Raw genomic sequence first — 19,719 nt, forward strand, 5'->3', positions numbered from 1 at the left:
TGATTCAAAACTCCATCTCTTCACGGGGGGGGGTAAACCCGACTTCTGGCTGCACCATGTGCTGACGAACCAGTGCCGCCATGTCGGCAAGGCGGGGTGCTTCAAAAAGAGAGCGTAAAGGAAACTCGACTCCGAGTGACTCCTTAAGACGCGAATGGACCTGAGTAAGTTGTAATGAATTTCCACCAAGAGTAAAAAAACTCTCATCACCGTCGGTCACAGGCGCCCCGAGCACGATCCGCCAAATCTCTGCAACAAATTCTTCTTCAGGATCATTCAGCTTCTGCACAACAGAACGTTGGTTATCAGTGTTGCCTGCACAGCCTAAACTTCCGGGCTCTACCCGATCCGGCGACCACCAATGCAATCGAGGAGTTAAGTCGGTAGTTGAGACAGCAACTCGATCTGTACATCGAGCCAGGGCAAGACGGGCAAGCTGTTCAGCACCAACTGCGGCAGGAATAGCGTATCTGACTGAATCGTTTTCCCCGGATGAGTCCTCTGATAATTCAGTAGATAGTTCATTAAAGCGCCAGCCGTCCCAGTCAATACACAGCCACCGATCGTCTGTACGATTGTCAGAGGTGATTTGTGTGGCCATGATGGCATTTGCAGCTCCATAAGCGCCCATTCCCGTTCCACCAAGGATGGCAGAAAGAGATGACATGGCAATGAGAAAATCGGGCTCCCGATCCGCCATAATATCCCGCAAGATGCGATAGCCATCAAGCTTGGGAGAGCTGATCATCCGAAATTTCTCCACCGTCATGTCACGGTAAGAACAGAGTGCATCAGCGCCGGTGACTCCTGCGGCATGGATACACCCATCAATTCTGCCAAAACGGTTCTCTGCACCAGCAAGAAGAGTTTGCATCTCCTGTTGTGAACTGACATCAGCCGACACTGCCATTACCGCTGTGCCCCGTTCAAGCATGGTCATAAGACGACTGATAATCACCGATGTCTGATTGTTATTCTCATGCTCGGCCAACCATGCGTCCCATCCATCCTGCTCAGGAAAATATGATTTTCTTGTCAGGATCAGGTTGGCGTTGCACTGACGTGATATATAGTCAGCCAAAGCCAGACCTATATCGCCCAGTCCACCAGTTATGAGATATGTGCCCCGATCTCTAAAAACCACATCAGGTGCAGCATGAGATACCGACTCATAGTATTGTTGCCAACGGTAACCACCACGAAGAGCAATTGTCTGCTTTCGCTCAGCAGTCATCAATTCATTCACCAGCATCTCTACTCTGGTGTCAGACCACAAGGCATGGGTGTCCTCGATGCCACAATCAATACAGCGACAGTGAAAGGCAGGATATTCGCGGGATAGGGACTGGGCTATAGCAACGTAAGCAGCATGCGCAGGAATAAGCCGCTCATCACCTGTGATATCATATATCCCGTGGGTAAGTATATCACAAAAAACCTGCCCATTTCGCTTATGCGTATCCAGTGCCTGAGCCAGGGCGATCGTAAAACGAATCGTCTGCTCATCCCAAATTATAGAAGAAGACTGATTATGGAGAGACGGTATATGTACAATGCTCAATTTTTTCGCATCGGTGAAAGTATGGAGCAGTTGCCCCAGATGCTCTGGATCACTAACATCTGCCGAGATATTTCCATCAACGTGATCACAGAATTTTTCAGCTGGAGTAACAACCGACAATTGAACGCCACGCGTTTTCAGGCCCCGGATTACAGCGTCTGAACCTTGGCCGGAATTACTGATAACAATCCACTGATCTCGGTGGTTGTGGCTGCTTCCCCGTTCACGCTGTGATAGACGTCGCCATGCAGCTGTAAAAAGCCATTCGTCAGCAGGTAACAACTGAGGTTTGTCTTCAGACACTGACGTTGACTTTTGCACGGCTGCCATCCAGTGCACCTCACGCTCAAATGGATAGGTGGGAAGAGGAATACGCCGTACATCATCATGCTCATTGAAAGCCTGCCAATCGACCTTTACACCAAATGTCCACATCTTGCCGATAGCGGAAAAGAGCGCCCTGTCGCATCCTGTCTCATCGCGCGGATGACACCCCACACCAATAATATGCTGGTTCTCTTCAAGAGACCTGTCACGCATGGCTATACCGGCAAGAGTGTTTCCGGGTCCGACTTCAAGCAGTAGACGTCCCGGCGCGGTTAGCAGAGCATCCAGCCCATCGTTGAACCTGACAGTATGTCGCAGATGTCGTGCCCAATACCATGGGTCCACAGCCTCGTGGTCTGAAAGCCGGTGCCCGGTAAGGTTTGATAATATCTCTATTCGTGGCACCTCACGTGGTATATCCTTTACGATAGCCGCAAACTCATCCATTGCTTCGTCAAACATAGCAGAATGAAAAGCATGGGAAGTTTTCAAAACAGTATGCGCAATTCCCTCAGATGAACACAGGCCAATAAAATCATGAACCGCTGCGGATGGCCCTGATACTGTACATGAAGAACCATTGTCGGCCGCTAGAGAAACCTCTTTACTCAAAAATGGCACTACTTCTTGAGGTGCCAGTGCCACTGCGACCATCAGTCCCTTTGGCTGCCGCTGCATAAGTGCTCCGCGTGCTGCAACCAGCCGAAGCGCGTCAGGTAAGTTGAAAATACCGGCCATACAGGCAGCGACATACTCACCCAGACTGTGACCTATCATTGATTTAGGATGGATTCCCCATTCAGCCAGCAACATGGCGTAGGCATACTCCACACTAAAGAGCACCGGCTGTGCAATGGACGTCTGTTGTAATTCTTCAGCAAGAGAATTATCTCTGGTGTTAATGTAGTTGCGCAGATCTAAACCCAAAACAGGAATCAATATTTCTGCGCAATAATCTATATTTGCACGAAAAACCTTCTCTGTTACATACAGTTCCCGTCCCATCCCAACATACTGGCTTCCCTGCCCCGGGAACATAAAGGTAATAACAGGCGACATCCTGCCATCAAGCGTACAGATCCGAAGACGATCAACATCGTGAGACTCTGACAATGCCTTCGTCACCTCATTTCGGTTGCTACCTATATAAAATATTCTGTTGTTCAGTGGTCGCCGACCGACCTGAAGTGAAAATGCAATATTCTGCATCTCTTTTTCAGGATGAGCTTCGATATCCCCTCCCAATTGATGCGCAGATGCTGTTACAGCAGTGACAGTCTTAGCCGAAATCGGCAGCAGACTGAAGCTGCGGCGACTGGCAGTTTTTTTACGGTCTGGTGCTTGCTGGACGATAACATGAGCATTGGTGCCGCCCATGCCAAACGAACTTACTCCCGCAAGCCTCGGTCCACTTCGTGCCTCCCAATTGGTTGGCCTCGTGCACACCTTAAAAGGGGTGTCCTCAAAATTGATAGCAGGATTCGGTTTTTCGTAATGCAGCGAAGGTGGAATGATCCCGTTCTTTAAGGTAAGTAATGTCTTAATGAACCCGGCTATCCCCGATGCCGCATCACAGTGACCAATGTTGGTTTTCACTGAGCCGATGAAGCACTCGTTCTGAAATTGGCTTTTCTTTCCAAACGCCCTTCTGAGCGCTTCGATCTCCACAGGATCTCCCATTGGGGTTGCAGTTCCGTGGGCCTCGACATAGCCGATTTCAGACGGATAAACTCCCGACACAGCCAGGGCCTCACGAATAACCGTAATCTGACCTTCAACCCCCGGCGCACTAAAACCGACTTTGCCAGCACCATCATTGTTTACGGCGCCGCCCTTAATAACCCCATAAATATAATCCCGGTCTTCAAGAGCATCCTCCAGCCGTTTCATCAGTACAACACCGGCACCACTACCCATTACAGTGCCACTCGCCGAGGCGTCGAATGCCCTGCAATGCCCATCAGGAGAAAGAATCATCCCCTCCTGATACCGATAGCCGCATATTTGGGGAAGAAAGATGGAAACTCCTCCCGCAAGAGCCATATCACACTCGCCGTTTAGTATCGCCTGGCAACCGCAATGAACAGCAACCAACGAGGTGGAACACGCCGTTTGCACAGTTATGGCCGGACCGGTCAGGTTAAGTTTATAGGCGGTCTTTGTTGCCAGAAAATCCTTTTCGTTGGCCTGCATAACCTGATACAGGCCAGCCAGATCATCCTTATGGGAAACAGGCAGCACATTATCACGCAGATAACTGTTTGCACCTGAACCACCGTATACGCCAACAGGACCGCGGTAATTGCTACCATCATACCCGCCATCTTCCATTGCTTCCCAGGCGCACTCAAGAAAAAGTCGATGCTGAGGATCAGTCATTGCTGCTTCTGAAGGTGTCATATCAAAAGCTGCTGCATCAAATGAATCTATGTTATCAAGCACTCCGCGAGCCCGCACATAACTTTGGTGGTCATACAACGAACTATCCAGACCCGCCGCGGCAAGTTCCTCTCTCGAAAAAAACGTTATAGATTCACGTCCTTCGATCAAATTCCTCCAAAAGGAGGAAGGATTATTCGCCCCGGGAAAACGGCAGCTCATACCAATGACAGCAATATCTGTTTCAGCAGTATCGACCATAGCTATGCCTCCGTCTCCGTAAGACCTTTACGAATCGACCGTCGCACACTCCCTAAACCTGCTGCTCGTCTTTTCTGCTGCTGTCGTCTTCCTTCCTCCTCCCGGTGATCCTCCGCCAAATCCTGCTCATCCTTGGCGTAAAATTCCGCCAGCGAATGGATGGTAGGAAAGCGAAACAGTTCTGTAATACCTATGTCACGACCAAGTGCAGCCTGCAGACGAATCTGCACCTTCGTCAAAAGTAGCGAGTTTCCGCCAAGATCGAAAAAATTATCATGCAGCCCCACTTCCTTCAGGCCGATAATATTCTTCCATATTGAGGCTACTTCCCGTTCAAAATCCGTTTGGGGTTTGGCTGAGATAGTATGAGGTAATATCGATCCTTCAACCGGTTTAGGTAATTTCCTCCGATCGACTTTGCCACTTGAGCTCAACGGAAACGATGGCATAACAACAAAGAGAGAAGGAATCATATAATCCGGCAGGTCAGCTACCAGTTGACCGCGAATGTCCCCGGTGCTAACGGCTTCGCCACCAACAATAAGATAGGCAACCAGACGCCGGTCACCCGGGATATCTTCCCTGACGATAACCACAGCATCCCGCACCTCTGTGCAGCGACGTAGCCGGTGTTCGATCTCGCCGGGTTCAATACGAAACCCTCTGACCTTAACCTGGTTGTCAATCCGACCCAGAAAGGCAATCACGCCATCCGGCAGAAAACGAACACGATCTCCGGTACGGTACAGTCGGGTTCCCGGCTCAAAAGGGTTTGTAACAAAACATTCCGCAGTGCGCTCAGCCTGATTAAGATATCCCCTGCCGACACTTGGGCCACCGATATAGAGTTCTCCCGGCATACCCGGCACCACAGGCTCCTTCTTCTGGTTGAGTATGTATGCCTGCACATTTGCCATGGGGCGGCCAATCGGCAATATCGTCTCATCCGGAAGATCGTATGGATCCAGATCCATGGCTGTGACATCAACACAACATTCAGTAGGGCCATAAATGTTTGTAATGCTAATGTCACTCCCCGGCCCTGATTTCAATCTGCTTACCAGTTCACGAGCGAGTTGTTCTCCGCCTATGATTAAATGCTTAAGCGACAAGCCCTCTACCTCTGATAAACCTGCATCGAGCATCATTCCAAGCAGAGTCGGTGTACCATCAGCGATCGTCACTCCGCTCTGTCGCCAGTAATCCAGAAGAATTTTGCCGTCACGGCGACACTCTTCGGTCAGCACATGCAGGGTGTGGCCACCGCATAGGGCACCAAATATCTGCTGCACAGAGGCATCAAACACCGTTGACGCAAATACCGATACATGCTGGCTGCTCTCATATTTTGAGTAGATGACATCATTTAGACCAGTGATCAAATTCACCACTGATTTATGTTCAATCATCACTCCTTTCGGCTTACCTGTAGAGCCGGATGTGTATATCACATACGCCAGATCAGTTGGATATACAGCCTTCTCCGCGGCAAACCGCTCGGCCCTGGCAATAACAGATGCAGGATCACAGACACGTAAACCCGGCACCGCTGAAATTTCTGCGGTATCTGCTGTGATCAATACTCCGGCACCGCTGTCAATCAGCATCTCCCTTCTGCGTGATTCCGGATGAGTTACATCCAGTGGCAGATAAGCACCTCCGGCTTTCAGAACACCAAGCAACGAGGCAATCAAATCTGTTGAACGTTCGAGACAGACACCGACTATAGAACCGGAAGCAACACCAAGATCCTGCAAACACCAGGCAATAGCGTCGGAACGCTCATCAAGTTCACGATATGTAATAGAATGATTGCCGTAGACAACAGCCTGTTCATCGGGAATTAAGGAAGCCTGCACCGCAAACAATTCTTGCAGACAACAATCCGGCACTTCTTTGGTGACTGACTGTGCCCATTGATTCACTGTCTGCAGTTGATGCGAATCCAGAAGAGGGATCTCGGCTATATGCAACTCCGGAGAGTCACATACAGACTCTACAATCATGCACAATGATCTGCAGAGATTATCGATGGTTTCAGGGCGGAAGATATCGCTATTGTATTTCATAAAGCCAAAAAGCGATTCTGCCCCCTCAGCCATCTCAAGCGATAGATCAAACTGCCCTTCCTGTTGTGGAACAACAAATGGTGCAAGCTCTGAGGTTCCCCAGTACAATCTCGTATCGCTGCTCGTACCGCCCATAAAATCAATCAGTTCCGCATTTGTGTGCGCACGTTGATAGGTGAAATCGACCTGAAAAACCGGGGTACGTCCCGGTAACCGTTCTGGCTGAAGATGTTCAACCAATAAATGAAATGGAAAATCCTGAAATTCAAGACATTCGATTATTTCCCGGCGCATCACTTCAACAAATTCACGCCATGATGGATTTGCTGTCAGATCTCCACGGATAACAATCATATTGACGAAATGGCCGACAGTGCGTGCAGTATCAGAATCTATACGTCCAGCCGTTGGCGATCCTACAAGTATCTGCGTCTGGTTAGTAATGCGGTGAAGCAATACGTGATACGCTGCCATCAGTAACGTGAACATCGTTGTATTCTGTTCACTGGCCATCCGCTTGAGTTTATGAGTTACCGATGAAGAAATAGAAAAAGAACGCGAAGAGCCGTTGAGACTTTGAGTTAGCGGACGAGGATAGTCCGTTACAAGTTCGAGCATAAGCGGAATATCCGCTAAGCGTTCAGCCCAGAACTTCTGCCCTGCTCTCAGTTCTTCAGTTCCTGACCATTTTTCCAACTGTCTTTTAGCACAAGTGATGTAGCTCGCCCCCAACGAAGGGAGATCACCACTCGACATACCTGTTTCTGCAGCATAGATGGTCGCAAGCTCCTCAAGAAGAAGCCATAACGACCAGCCATCACAACCAATATGATGTACCACCAGTAGAAAAACGTGATCCGAAGCGCTGCGGGTGAATAGATGCCCCCGAATGAGAGGGCCGGCAACAAGGTCAAAGGGCTGAGCATAGGCCTTTCGAGCCCCCTGAAAAAGCTCTTCGTCGCTCCAACCTGTAGCATCTGTCTCAATCAGGAATGCATCTCCTGCCGCATGTACCTCCTGTGAAATTTCGCCATTATGCACTGAGTATGTGGTACGAAGTGATGCATGGCGCTCTACCAGCGCCTGGAGACAACGTTGCAGCGCGTGCTTATCAAGAGCACTGATTACTCGCGCTGAGAAAGAAACATGATAGGCGCATACTTTGGGTGACATGCTCGAAAGCAGCCATTGCGAATACTGATTGAATGAAAGAGGAAAAAATCCTGTTTCATTCTGGTCTTCAGAATCTGAGACAACATCTTCAGCGCCCGGTATCGGCTGACTGTCAAGTAACTCACCAAGAGACTGCGCTAACAATTCAATTGAAGGACCACTTATAATAGTCACTACCGGTAAGGTGACACCATAAGCTTTTTCCATGCAGGCGCGGATTTCCAGAGCCATCAGAGAATCAATGCCTAAAGCTGTCAGTGGAGTCGCAGGATCAACACCTTCCTTCCCTGCCCCAAGGGCATGGGAGACCAGACGCGAGAGTCCTTCAACGAGCAACGCATGTCGTTTCTCGTGGGGTAAAGCAAAAAGTTCTGCTCTGTCCGGCAGGTTGTGGCGTATCTGTTCATGCCGGGCAAGTCCTGACAAGACGTGCTCCCAATAAACGAGTCCTGACTGTGACGGATATGCAGCCTGCCATTCTTCCCAGACAACAGGCAAAACTGCAACTCGAGCAGCAGAACATCCAAGAAGCTGCCCCAGTATCTGCATTCCGTCATCGTTGCTAAGAGGCTTGAGGGTTCTTGAAAAATTCGCATCACCAGCCTGCTCTGCAACAACGGCCATGCCCCCGTCTTTAAAAGTGCTCCAATCGATGCTTATTACCGGATAGCCTTCCAGCCTGCGTTGCTGTGCGTAACTATCCAGAAAGGAATTTGCGGCTGCATAGGTGCCAAGAAACGGAGAATTGATGATCGTTGCAGCCGACGAGAAAAGAGCTACAAAATCCATTGAGCGTAAATCAAACACCTGCTCAAGCGCCATAACACCACCGGCCTTCGCCTTTACGACCGATAGACATGCATCTTCTGAGATATCTTCCAGTGCCTCTTTTGAAACCACACCGGCAACATGAAATATTCCTTTAACCGGTTCGTTAGCTTGCCGACTATACTCTTCCTCCCATAATTTCAATGCATTGGCATCGCTGATATCAAGGGTAACACTCGTCACCTTTACTCCTGTTTCCTCTAATTGTTCTATCAGGCCAAAACGTCCTTCCTTCCTGTCTGCCTTAGACTCAGCTGTATGCGGTGCGGCTGGAGGACCACTCTTGCCAATTAATATAATATTTCGTGCTCCCTGAGCCGCCAACCACAGCGCTACACTACTGCCAAGCTTTCCAAAACCGCCTGTAATGAGATACGCTCCATCAGAACGTATACCCTTCTGATCTTCGCCTGCAAAGGTCTTCATAGCTCGAAGGCGTGGAGTAGTGATTTCACTGCCAATCCTTAATTTATCGCAATGAATACTCCCTGTTACCGCCCTTGAAATTTCCAGTGCAACCTGAACGGGATCAATCCCTTCTTCTATATCAATCAGGCCGCCACGGTTTCCTGAGTGCTCAGCTGCAATTGCTGAATAAAGCCCCCAGAGAGACGATGCCGACTGTGGAACTGTTCCTTTACTCACTGGCCATACATTCGTGGTTACAAACCAGATTTTTGCCTGGGTAAAGGCTGAATTTCGCGAGATGAGGTGGACTGTCTGCCTGGCCTTCATTACCTGGTCGACAATCGCCTTGGCCATAGCATCAGGATTGTACAGCTCACGTTCAGGAGAGACGAAACAGAGAATTCCCTGAACAGGTTGCTGAGCATCAGCCGGAACTACGGAATTACAGTCATCTAAACGTAACACACGATGCCCCATCCCCTGTAACTGCTCAACGCAACTCTCTGCATAATCGTTGTGACTGCCAACCACCAGAAAAGCAGCCGGAGTTGTAACTGCAGAAGTCACCGGAAGTTGAAACGCAGCCCACTCTTCAGTAAAGAGCCATTGCCGCCAGTGTTCATTTTTTTCCTCTTCCAGAAAGCTGAAAGCGAGATCCTCGGCCATTAATATGTTTCGACCATTCACATCAGTAACTGTCAAATCACCCACTAACGACCGCTCGCCCCGTTTGGTCCAACGCGCATAGGCGATAAGCTCGCCGGTAAGTGGACCTGCGATATGCAGTCTCCCCACCCGCTTGCCGACAAATGCGCCAGAGCCCTCTGCTCCTCCTGACATGGCCTGGACGCACGCATCAAGAAGAGCAGGATGAATTACATACGTACCTGCGTCTCGTGTCACCTCTGGAGTTTCCTGCAACCATGCTATCGTTTCCAAATCTCCAATTCTCATACGTTGGATACTTTGAAATGACGTTCCCCAATGATTACCTCGGCTCTGCCAACCACTGTAGAAGTCCGTTCCTATAACAGTAGACGGACAATTCTTTTCGACATCTGTAACTGAGACGACTCGTCCAGAAAATTCAGTTCCGGTTACTGTTCCCCGCACATGCAGACGCCAGTTCTCATTCGGTTCTGCATCACTCTCCATGCTGTAGATTGCGCAATCAAGAGCATCACCTTTACGCTGAACAACTGTCTGCAGGCGATAACGGACGGTGCCTGTGAAAACAAGAGGTGAGCTGAATTCGAGGTTTGATATATCGATACACTCCCTGATACCAGAAGAACGTGCCGCATATGCAATCATTTCTGTAAATGCCGCCCCGGGAAATACAATAACTCCGTTAACCACATGATCTTTGAGATAGAGAACATCCATCTCACCCAAAATATTCTCCCAGATGATTCGCCCATCCGAGCCGGCAAGATGCAGACGATTTCCAAGCAGTGGGTGCTCTACTGTCACTCTTGCGGCCACACGCTCTTTTGGATTGGCGATCCAGTGACGCTTGCGCTGAAAAGGATAGGTCGGCAGGGAAATCATGTTGTAGGCACGCCCCCTATAGAAACTGTCCCAATCAATCTGATATCCAAGAGTGTACAATTGTGCCAACCCCTCAAGCATACTTTGCTGATCATTTATGCCTGGACGTAAAGTTGGTATCCATACAGCCTGCTTTGCTGCATCAAACCTGCGAGCCATGTTGATGAGTGTCGGAGAAGACCCTATTTCTATGAAAACAGTCTCTGGTTTCTCTAAGGCGCAACGCATTGCTTTTTCAAACTGCACAGGTTCACGCAGGTGGCGGCGCCAATAGCCGGAACCGGCAATCTCACTATCTACCCGATCTCCCGTGAGGGTCGAAATCATCTCTATACGCGGTTCCGTAAACGTGACTTTCCCTGCATATTCTTCGAATGCATCTAACATCGGATCGACACAGGTCGAGTGAAAACCATGTGTTACATTGAGCTGTATAGAACGTAACCCACTGTTCTCAAGGACAGGCAGCAGATCATGAATTGCATTCTTGCTGCCGGAGACTATGATATGTTCCGGCCCGTTGATTACCGCAATTTCACACCCCGTACCCTCAATGGCGTGTTCGACTGTACGCACATCTGAAAATACAGCAGCCATTGCCCCCCAAACCGGCAACGCCTCAGCAAGCCGTGCCCGATGAGCCACGAGAACAAGGGCATCTTGCAACTCCAGCACACCTGCTATACACGCAGCAGCGTACTCACCAAGACTGTGCCCCAGCACCGCCGAAGGAGCTATGCCCCACGATAGCCATAGTTGTGCCAGCGCATATTGAATCGAAAAGTGAAGCGGCTGAATATCTGTCGGCAAACCTGGACCGCTTGATTCACTGGTTTGTTCAAGCATACCTTTGACTGAAATATTCAGTTCATTCTCAAGAATGAGATCACACTCTTCTATGCATGCTCTGAATACCGGTTCGGATTTTAAAAGTTCCCTGGCCACTCCTTCAAGCTGCAGCCCCTGACCACTAAACAGAAACACTACGTCCCTGGGTATTCCCTGCCTGCTGGTTGCACTATTCGGCGTTTCCAGCGTAAGCTCTTTCAGTTTCAGCTGCAGTTCATCGACGGTTCCGGCCACTATCGCTCGTTTGTGGTCGAAGTGTTCCCGGCCCTGATTAAGCGTATAGCAGATATCCCCCAACGCCTGACCGGGATTCATCAGTATATGTTCAACAAGGTTATCAACCCGGGCTTTAAGAGCCTGAAGAGAATGCGCCGACACAGTACATAAATGATACGAAGAAGAGACTTCGGAGTAAGAGAGAACAGCATCAAATTCGGAGACAATCGTATGGGCAATAGTACCGCCAAAACCAAATGAACTGACACCTGCCGTCCTGGTCCCGTTATTCTGTTCCCAGATAGCCGAATCGGGAGAGATGATCATCGGGGTACCACCAATATCTATAAGCGGGTTGAGCGTGCGCAGGCGAGTGTTTCCAGGAATTATACCATTATTCATGGCAAGAATAGTCTTGATGAGCCCTGCCATACCGGCGGCACTCTCCAGATGGCCGATGTTTGCCTTAACAGATCCTATCCGGCAACTGTTATCAGCTTTCCTATCTGAATAGACGTTCCGAATCGCTTCAACTTCAATCGGATCTCCAAGAGCTGTTCCCGTCCCATGCGCTTCTACAAAACTGACGGCCGACGGAGAAAGATTCGCATCCCGCAGTGCAGATCTTATAACCGATTCCTGTGCCAGTCGATTAGGAGCGGTAAGACCGTTACTTCTGCCATCCTGTCTGACAGCCGAACCACGAATTACCGCAAATATGCGATTGCCATCAGCAAGCGCATCACTCATCCGTTTAAGAATTACAACTCCGCACCCTTCACCCCTGACGTAACCGTTAGCATCACCATCAAATACTTTACAGCTACCATCGGGAGACATCATTTTTGCTTTAGAAAGCCCTACAGTCAGATGTGGAGTGAGCACAGCATTAACCCCACCAGCTATCGCCAGACTGCATTCACCACTGCGAAGACTTGTCACCGCCTGGTGTATTGCAACCAGCGAAGAGGAACATGCTGTGTCAATCGCCAGACTCGGTCCATGCAGATCCCAGAAATATGAGAGTCTGTTTGCCGCTATGCAATGCGCCCCACCGGTGCCAGTGTACGCTGTGATTGAATGGATATCTTCAGTCTGGAGTTGCAGGTAGTCGTGGGCACTGACACCGACAAACACACCACTGTCGGTTCCGCGAAGCGTTGATGGGCGAATAGCCCCGTTCTCCAGGGCTTCCCAGCTAACCTCCAGAAGCAATCTGTGCTGAGGGTCTATATAATCCGCTTCACGGGGAGCTATTCCAAAAAACTCTGCATCGAATTGATCAATGCCACTGAGAAACCCACCCCAGCGCGTATTCATCATTCCGGGTGAATCATTTATGTCATAATACGCATCGATATCCCAGCGCTCGGGAGGGACTTCACCGGTTGCAATCGTACCATCTTCGAGAAGGTGCCAGAACTCTTCCAACGATTCCGCGCCAGGGAAACGGCAACCCATTCCAACTACCGCAATTGATGCATCATCAGTGCTGGATACCAGGCCCTTAGCCTGTACATTTTTGTCCTGTAGTGACACATGCTGGTCTCCCAGCAAATACGCCTGAAGAGATGCTATGGTTCCACATTCATATAATACTGTCGGGCTACATGGTTTACCGCTAATTCGCTCAATCTCGCCCGCAAGAGCAACCGCAGCAGCTGAATCAAGACCGTAATGGGCCAGTGGTTCATCAGATTTAATCTCTGCTACGTCAATATTGAGATGAAATGCTGCGGCATCAAGAATCATTGAACGCAGCTTATGTGAATCCTGCTGCTCTTTCTCTTTTCTCTGCTGCCGATCACTACTCACTTCACGATCACTACTCCCAAGTGTTGCCACGACATTCAGTTTCTTTTCTAAAAAGAGCAGCCGGCATGCCTGGCGCTGAATCTTTCCACTGGTTGTCTTTGGTATGGTGTTCGTTCGTAACAGGCAGACAGTGTGCACCGCAATACCATGCTCATCTGCCACAACTTCCTTCATCCGCGCCATGATCGCGGTTGCATCCTTAGTGCGCAGGTACTTGCGGTCAAGTTCATGCACTACCACTAACCGCTCCTGGCCGTTGAAATCAATCGAGAACGCAGCTCCACATCCACCTCGCAACTCAGGACATGCTTTTTCAACGGTCAGCTCAATATCATGTGGATAATGATTCATTCCACGAATAATGATCATGTCCTTAATTCGTCCGGTAACAAAGAGGTTGTCGCGGTACACAAACCCCAGATCCCCTGTACGGAGATATGGCCCTTCTCCACAATCAGCAAGAAAAGCATTAAATACTAAAGTATTATCTTCAGGTCGGTTGTAGTATCCCTTTGCTATTGTCGGTCCCTTAACCCATATTTCACCCACCTCATCGGCCGCACACTTCACCAGCGTTTGAGGATCTACAATAAGATACTCGGTATCAGACTCGGTTCTACCACAGCCAACGAGACTCCATGCCCCATTCTCACCACCCGGAACCACTCGGTTTTGCTCAAGTGCCACAGAGTCAAAGCTCCAGATTGGTGTATCCAGAGCAGCAGGCACCATGCTGACTTTGAGAGTTGCCTCAGCCAGACCATATCCCCCGCTCAAAGCTGTAGGATTAAATCCTGCCTTGGCAAAATGCGCAAAGAACCTCTGAAGACTTATTGCCCTGATTGGTTCAGCGGCATTCAATACCATGCGCATTGAAGAGAGATCCAAACGGGGCACCTCATCTTCTTCGATAGCACGAACACATAGATCAAAAGCAAAATTGGGGGCTGCACTATGGGTGCCCTTAAACCGGCTAATCGCCTCAAGCCACCTAAGCGGACGTTGAAGAAAAGAAGCGGGCGGCATCATATAGCATGGAAATCCCCGGTAAAGGGGTTGGAGTGCTCCGTAGATAAGGCCTAAATCGTGATGAATGGGCAGCCAGGTTACCATGACACTGTCCGTGTCATGTGCACACCCCAGATGCATGTCTTCCAGATTATGAAGGAGATTAAAATGACTTACGCAAACCCCTTTAGGCTGCGATGTTGAACCGGAAGTATACTGAATAAAGGCTGTAGAATCGGGAGCGGGATTGTATTCCTGCCACAACTGAGCGCTGGATGCTTCATTATAATCAGTAGCAATCCACGGTACAGCATACAAAGCATCATCTGATTCGCCTTTTTTTCCACATGTATCAGCAATATCGCGTGTAGTTAGGACAAGAACGGGGCTGGCATCAATGACGATACCCTCAAGCCTGGCATCATGACGATTTCGTCTGGGCGGGTACGCGGGAATTGCCACGCAACCAGCATACAGACAACCAAAAAATGCGCACATAAATTCAAGCCCTGAGGGATACAGCAGAAGCACACGCTCTCCTACAGCACAGCGTGATTGTAATGTTGCGGCGATTGCACGGGCCCGGGAATCTAAATCTTCATATGTGAGTTGATCAGACGGCTCCTCGCCATCCTGAAGATAGATATATCCTACATAATCTTTCCCAGCTCCTGCTCGATAACGTGCAAGATTTACAAGATTTTCAAATGACCCGTTATTTGACATTTCAGAGGTTTCCTGCACGATATTAGTGGTCATATACGTGGTAATTTCCAATCCTATAGAATCACTGACTTTCTCAGCGCGTAGTTATTCCGTAGTAATGTTGATGTATTGCCAGGACTGCCTATTATCCATATTTTTTCATTATTTGCCGAATCTGTTGCTTTTCCAGCATTCTGCATAGACTGGAAGCGTTCATAAGGACTTAGGCCAAAGGTTAAAGGTTAAAGAACGTAGTGTTTCAGAAGCTTACTGCATTTTTCCATGCAATTTACTCAGTCCTAACCTCTTTAACCTCAGTCCTTTTGTTGTGTTTTCAAGGATCGTACGCAATCTGCATGGTTGAGGATTTCGCTTATGGGTAATAGGCAGTCCCAGCCAGTTACTCCTCATGGTCATACTTCACACAACTGCCATATTCCATTTTGTATATTCTATCGGACGCATAGAAATAATTATCGTCATGGGTAACGGCGATTATGGTTTTACCCTTGGCCTTCAACTCAGGCAAAAGGACGTTATAAAAGTATTTTCGAAATACCGGATCCTGATCAGCAGCCCATTCATCAAAGATGATGACCTGCTTATTCTCAAGAACGCTGGTAATCAGACTCAATCGCTTTTTCTGGCCTGTCGAGAGGTCACGGTTAGTAATCACTCCGTCTTCGATCGACGTCTTGTCAATCAGTTCCATTTGAGAGAGGAGCGTCGAAACAAGTTCGCTGTCCGGTTCATCTATACCTATCAGTCGTTTGAAGAGGTGATAGTCAGTAAAAATCACTGAAAAGATATTTCTGTAACTCGCTTTATTGTATGGGGTAATCTCGGTCTCATCGAGAAGAATGTGCCCGCTGCTTAACGGATAAAGACTGGCCAGAACTTTTAAGAAGGTCGATTTACCTGAACCGTTACCACCCACAATGAACGTGATCTCGCCTTTATGAAACTCAAGGTGCATCGGCCCAATGCTGAACGGTCTGCCGTTCTCTTTCTGGGGAAACTGAAAGAAGACATCCTTCAGGATTATTTTGTTCCAATCAAGCTCAACGATTTCCTGCTGATCACAAATCAATTCATTCCGACTCTGCCCCTGATCAATGAGCTCTTCAAGCGTACGGATATTGTTAATAGCAGCCTCAGCCCGTGACATTGCCGGTATCGCTATAGCAAAATCGCTGATCGGTCCGGCAGTAAAAATAAGAAAGGCGATCAGTTTTGGAATAATCGGAATTTCGCTCTTATCCAACTGTGGCAGAATAAAGAGAATGCATCCGATTGAGATGAGCAGAAAGGATTGAGAAAGAAGAATAGTCACATTCAGCTTAAGCCCTGCCTTTATGCGTTGTTCCGTCGAACCATCAATAACCTTACTCAGTTCCTCCTGGCTAAAATCCTCGTATTTGCGCCTATTCATCTTCAATTCCTTGAAGCCATTGAGCAGACCTCCAAGGTTATCCATGAAACTGTTTTCGCACGATGCTGATTTTTGTAATGCTGATGCTATCTCTTTTTCATTTCGGAGATATAAAAGCACCATAAAACCGACAATCCCGACACTGATCAGTAAGGCTTTAAACGACATTACACCGATATAAATTATTATGAATACCAGCATGATCGCTGAAGAGATTGCATTAACAGCAAGAGTAGTTGAAGCAGAAATAGTATTTGCATCCATCGCGAGAGAAGAATAAAAGATACCTTTGTCTATCCCTTCCATGCCAAGAAGGTCTGTACTCCTAAGCTTGGCAAGGATTCGATGTCGGATGATGCGCACGACCTCTTCAACCAGCCTGGTACTCTCATTCATAGAATAACGCTTGCAATACCAAAACAGCGCCATCAGGGAGGTGAACAACAAAAACTCGCGAAAATGCAGACTTCCCGGTTTCAATTTTCCTGCAGCATGAATAGCGGTGGCCACAGCAAGGCCATTGGCAATGCCAGCTACCACCGTCATTAGAGCCATGGTTTTGTTGAAATGGCCTGCTTCAGCCTTTACAAATTCGAAGTAATTTTTCACTGGCTATCGCTTTTATGAGTTTTCAGATCATCGCGGGATTGTTTGACAAAGTTTGAAGACTGAGTTCCCCCCTGGAAAAGTCCACCTCTAGGCAGAGGCAGTTTAATCAAAGTATCTGGCGTCTTCGTCTCCAGTACCTTGGCCCAGGCGTCTTCATACAGCCTATTCTTCTCCCCGAGATCCATCAGGTATCGACGATTCTCCTCAATGGGAAAGAGAAAGCCGGGTCCGTTTCTGATGATCCGTTTAACAAAGGGCATCGAAGCGGTTACACAGTTTGGATTAGAATTGTAATTGCTCATTCGAGCTGCAACCTCAGGAATGAGCAGATAATTTATAAAAAATTCGGCAGTGCTGATCCGTTTGCTCTTCGCGCTGACAACTGCACTGTCTATAGCCACCAGGACTTCTCCTTCAGGCAGGAGAAATCGAATCTCAGGGTTTTCATGCAACGCGATAGCCGCAGTTCCGTTCCAGCTTATGCTAAGAAGAACGTCGTTTGACGCCAGGGCTTCGTCATCGTTTAATTCTCCCATCAAAACCAACCCGTATTTTTCCACCATTCTAATGAGCACATCCCGCGCCTCTATTATCTCTGCAGGGTTTATAGTGTTAGGAGAATATCCGAGGTACATAAGAGCTACGCCCATCGCAAACCGCATTTCCTTTACAATTCCAGTACGGTAGGCGAGATAGTCGTTTTGAATCTGCTCAACAATAAATTCCAAATCACGTGGAATTCCTGTAACATATTTAATATTAAACCCAATCCCAAGGCTGGTACGAAATAACGGGACGCAGAAGCGTAGTCCCCGGTCATACTCAGCCCTTCGTACATCTTCATCCAGCCTTCCAATGTTAGAAAACTTATCGTGATCAAGGCGATGTAACAGACCTTCATTGATCATTTTCGTAACCATGTAATCGCTGGGAGTCAGGACATCATATTTTCCCGGAAATTTTTCCAGAAGTTCCAGCATTTCCTCATTGCTTGTAACCTCTGTGGCAACTATCTCAGTTCCGTATTTCTCGGTGAATAGATCAAATACTTCCTGAGGAAGGTAATTACCCCAGGTTACCACCATGAGCTGTTTGTCTGGTGAGAAGCCGGCAGCAGGCAATACAATATCCTCTGCCCAGTCGGCACTATCGCTAATCCCAATCCGATGTTTACCCTCATAAACGGTTAGGATTTTCATGCTCATAATTATGAAAACAACAAGGATCATGCCCCCCCATGCAATCTTCACAGGGATTTTTCCTTTCCTGAGTTGAGTGCATTTGGATTTGTGAGGGTTTCCTTGTCAGAGGAGATATATTGCTTCAGCCTTGATAAGAATGACTTTTCTGGCTCAATCCCATCCTGCTCATGAAGTACTTGTGGTGGAGACTGCTTATTTGATAGTGAGTCTGCCTGCGGGATTATTGGTTTCGGGACCACAGCTGGAACTGAAGTCGTTAACGATTGCTCAACTGCCGAATTTTCAGCGGGATCAGATTCTGAATTCAACGCCGCCGTTGTTTCCATGTTCATGATAAGTGGAAGACTGCCACCTCCTCCGCCAATAACAACAACCTTGGAGTTGTTGGATTTCGCAAGATCCACCGTGGCGTTTATACCTTTGAACTGCAGATATTTATCGAAATAACCTCCAGCCTTGACTATATCCTGAAAGCGCTTGATACCCTCAGCTTCAATGGCCTTTCGTCGTGCCTCTTTTGCTTCACTCTGCAGCCGATATTCCAGTTCCTGAACATACTGTTTCTGGGAGAGTTTCCTTTCAATCGCATCAACGATTGTTTTCGGCAAAGTCATTTTGCGGATAAGCAGATTGTCGAGGACAATATGCTTCTCATCTATCGCCAGCATGGCACCCTGCATAATTATCTGAAGCAGATATCCCTCTGATGTGTAAATTTCTTCCGGCAGATAATTGGCAACCACCTTTCTGAGATGTGCCTGAACTTCTGGTTTCACTATCTTTTCGACATAATCAGGCCCTACAGTTTTGTGGAGAAGCGGAAGCTTCTCCTTATCTGGCCGGTAACGGGCTGAGACATCAAAATGTATTGGCAGACCATCTTTGGAGAGAGCCTCGAACTCAAAAGGTCGATGTTGATTACGAATATCATAGACATACATTATATTCCATGGCGGGATAATATGAAGTCCTTCGTCATAGACGAATTTCATATCAGTACCACCATGGAAACGCTCCCAGAGAACTCCAGCGTGACCGGGATAGATATTGATGAAAATTCGATTAAAAAAATAGCCGGTGATTACAAGGCAGAGAAGAAAAGAGACGATAGAAAAAACCGTAAGACGATGCTTGATAGCTCCCCAATTCCTTGAAATATTGGTGAAGATATTGTTTACGGTTTCCAGGTCCGGTACTGCCATATATGCTCCAATTTCTTGAAGAGGTAAGACTCAAATAACAACGCTTTTTCAGACGCTATTCATTGTGCTGAGACAGGATGAAACCGCAGAGACCTAACGCTTTGTTGATGCCCATGCAATAATT

Annotated in this window: 5 protein-coding genes; all 5 read right to left on the bottom strand. The window is 48.1% G+C overall.

From position 1 onward, the window contains the following. Positions 1-4 precede the first annotated feature (4 nt). Positions 5-4,528, bottom strand: a complete 4,524-nt coding sequence (locus FCL46_RS14260; protein WP_136807583.1) for a type I polyketide synthase — start codon at positions 4,526-4,528, stop codon at positions 5-7. Positions 4,529-4,530: 2 nt separating this feature from the next. Beyond that, positions 4,531-15,204, bottom strand: a complete 10,674-nt coding sequence (locus tag FCL46_RS14265) for a non-ribosomal peptide synthetase/type I polyketide synthase (protein ID WP_136807581.1) — start codon at positions 15,202-15,204, stop codon at positions 4,531-4,533. Positions 15,205-15,550: 346 nt separating this feature from the next. Beyond that, positions 15,551-17,137 (bottom strand): cyclic peptide export ABC transporter, encoded by a 1,587-nt coding sequence (locus tag FCL46_RS14270; protein WP_420811276.1) that lies wholly within the window; start codon positions 17,135-17,137, stop codon positions 15,551-15,553. Between the two features lie 50 nt (positions 17,138-17,187). Beyond that, positions 17,188-18,441, bottom strand: a complete 1,254-nt coding sequence (locus FCL46_RS14275) for a polyamine ABC transporter substrate-binding protein (RefSeq protein WP_136807578.1) — start codon at positions 18,439-18,441, stop codon at positions 17,188-17,190. Continuing rightward, positions 18,438-19,595 carry a prohibitin family protein gene (locus tag FCL46_RS14280; RefSeq protein ID WP_136807576.1) on the bottom strand — a complete coding sequence of 386 codons (1,158 nt, stop codon included), beginning with the start codon at positions 19,593-19,595 and terminating at the stop codon, positions 18,438-18,440. The genes FCL46_RS14275 and FCL46_RS14280 overlap by 4 nt, the downstream gene beginning before the upstream one ends. Positions 19,596-19,719 lie beyond the last annotated feature (124 nt).

It is taken from the genome of Desulfosediminicola flagellatus (assembly GCF_005116655.2).
GTDB classification, from domain to species: domain Bacteria; phylum Desulfobacterota; class Desulfobulbia; order Desulfobulbales; family Desulfocapsaceae; genus Desulfopila; species Desulfopila flagellata.

Excerpts from the sequence above, each read along its gene's own strand:
- FCL46_RS14270 (WP_420811276.1), bottom strand. The coding sequence starts at position 17,137 with ATGGCTCTAATGACGGTGGTAGCTGGCATTGCCAATGGCCTTGCTGTG.
- FCL46_RS14265 (WP_136807581.1), bottom strand. The coding sequence starts at position 15,204 with ATGACCACTAATATCGTGCAGGAAACCTCTGAAATGTCAAATAACGGG.
- FCL46_RS14280 (WP_136807576.1), bottom strand. The coding sequence starts at position 19,595 with ATGGCAGTACCGGACCTGGAAACCGTAAACAATATCTTCACCAATATT.
- FCL46_RS14260 (WP_136807583.1), bottom strand. The coding sequence starts at position 4,528 with ATGGTCGATACTGCTGAAACAGATATTGCTGTCATTGGTATGAGCTGC.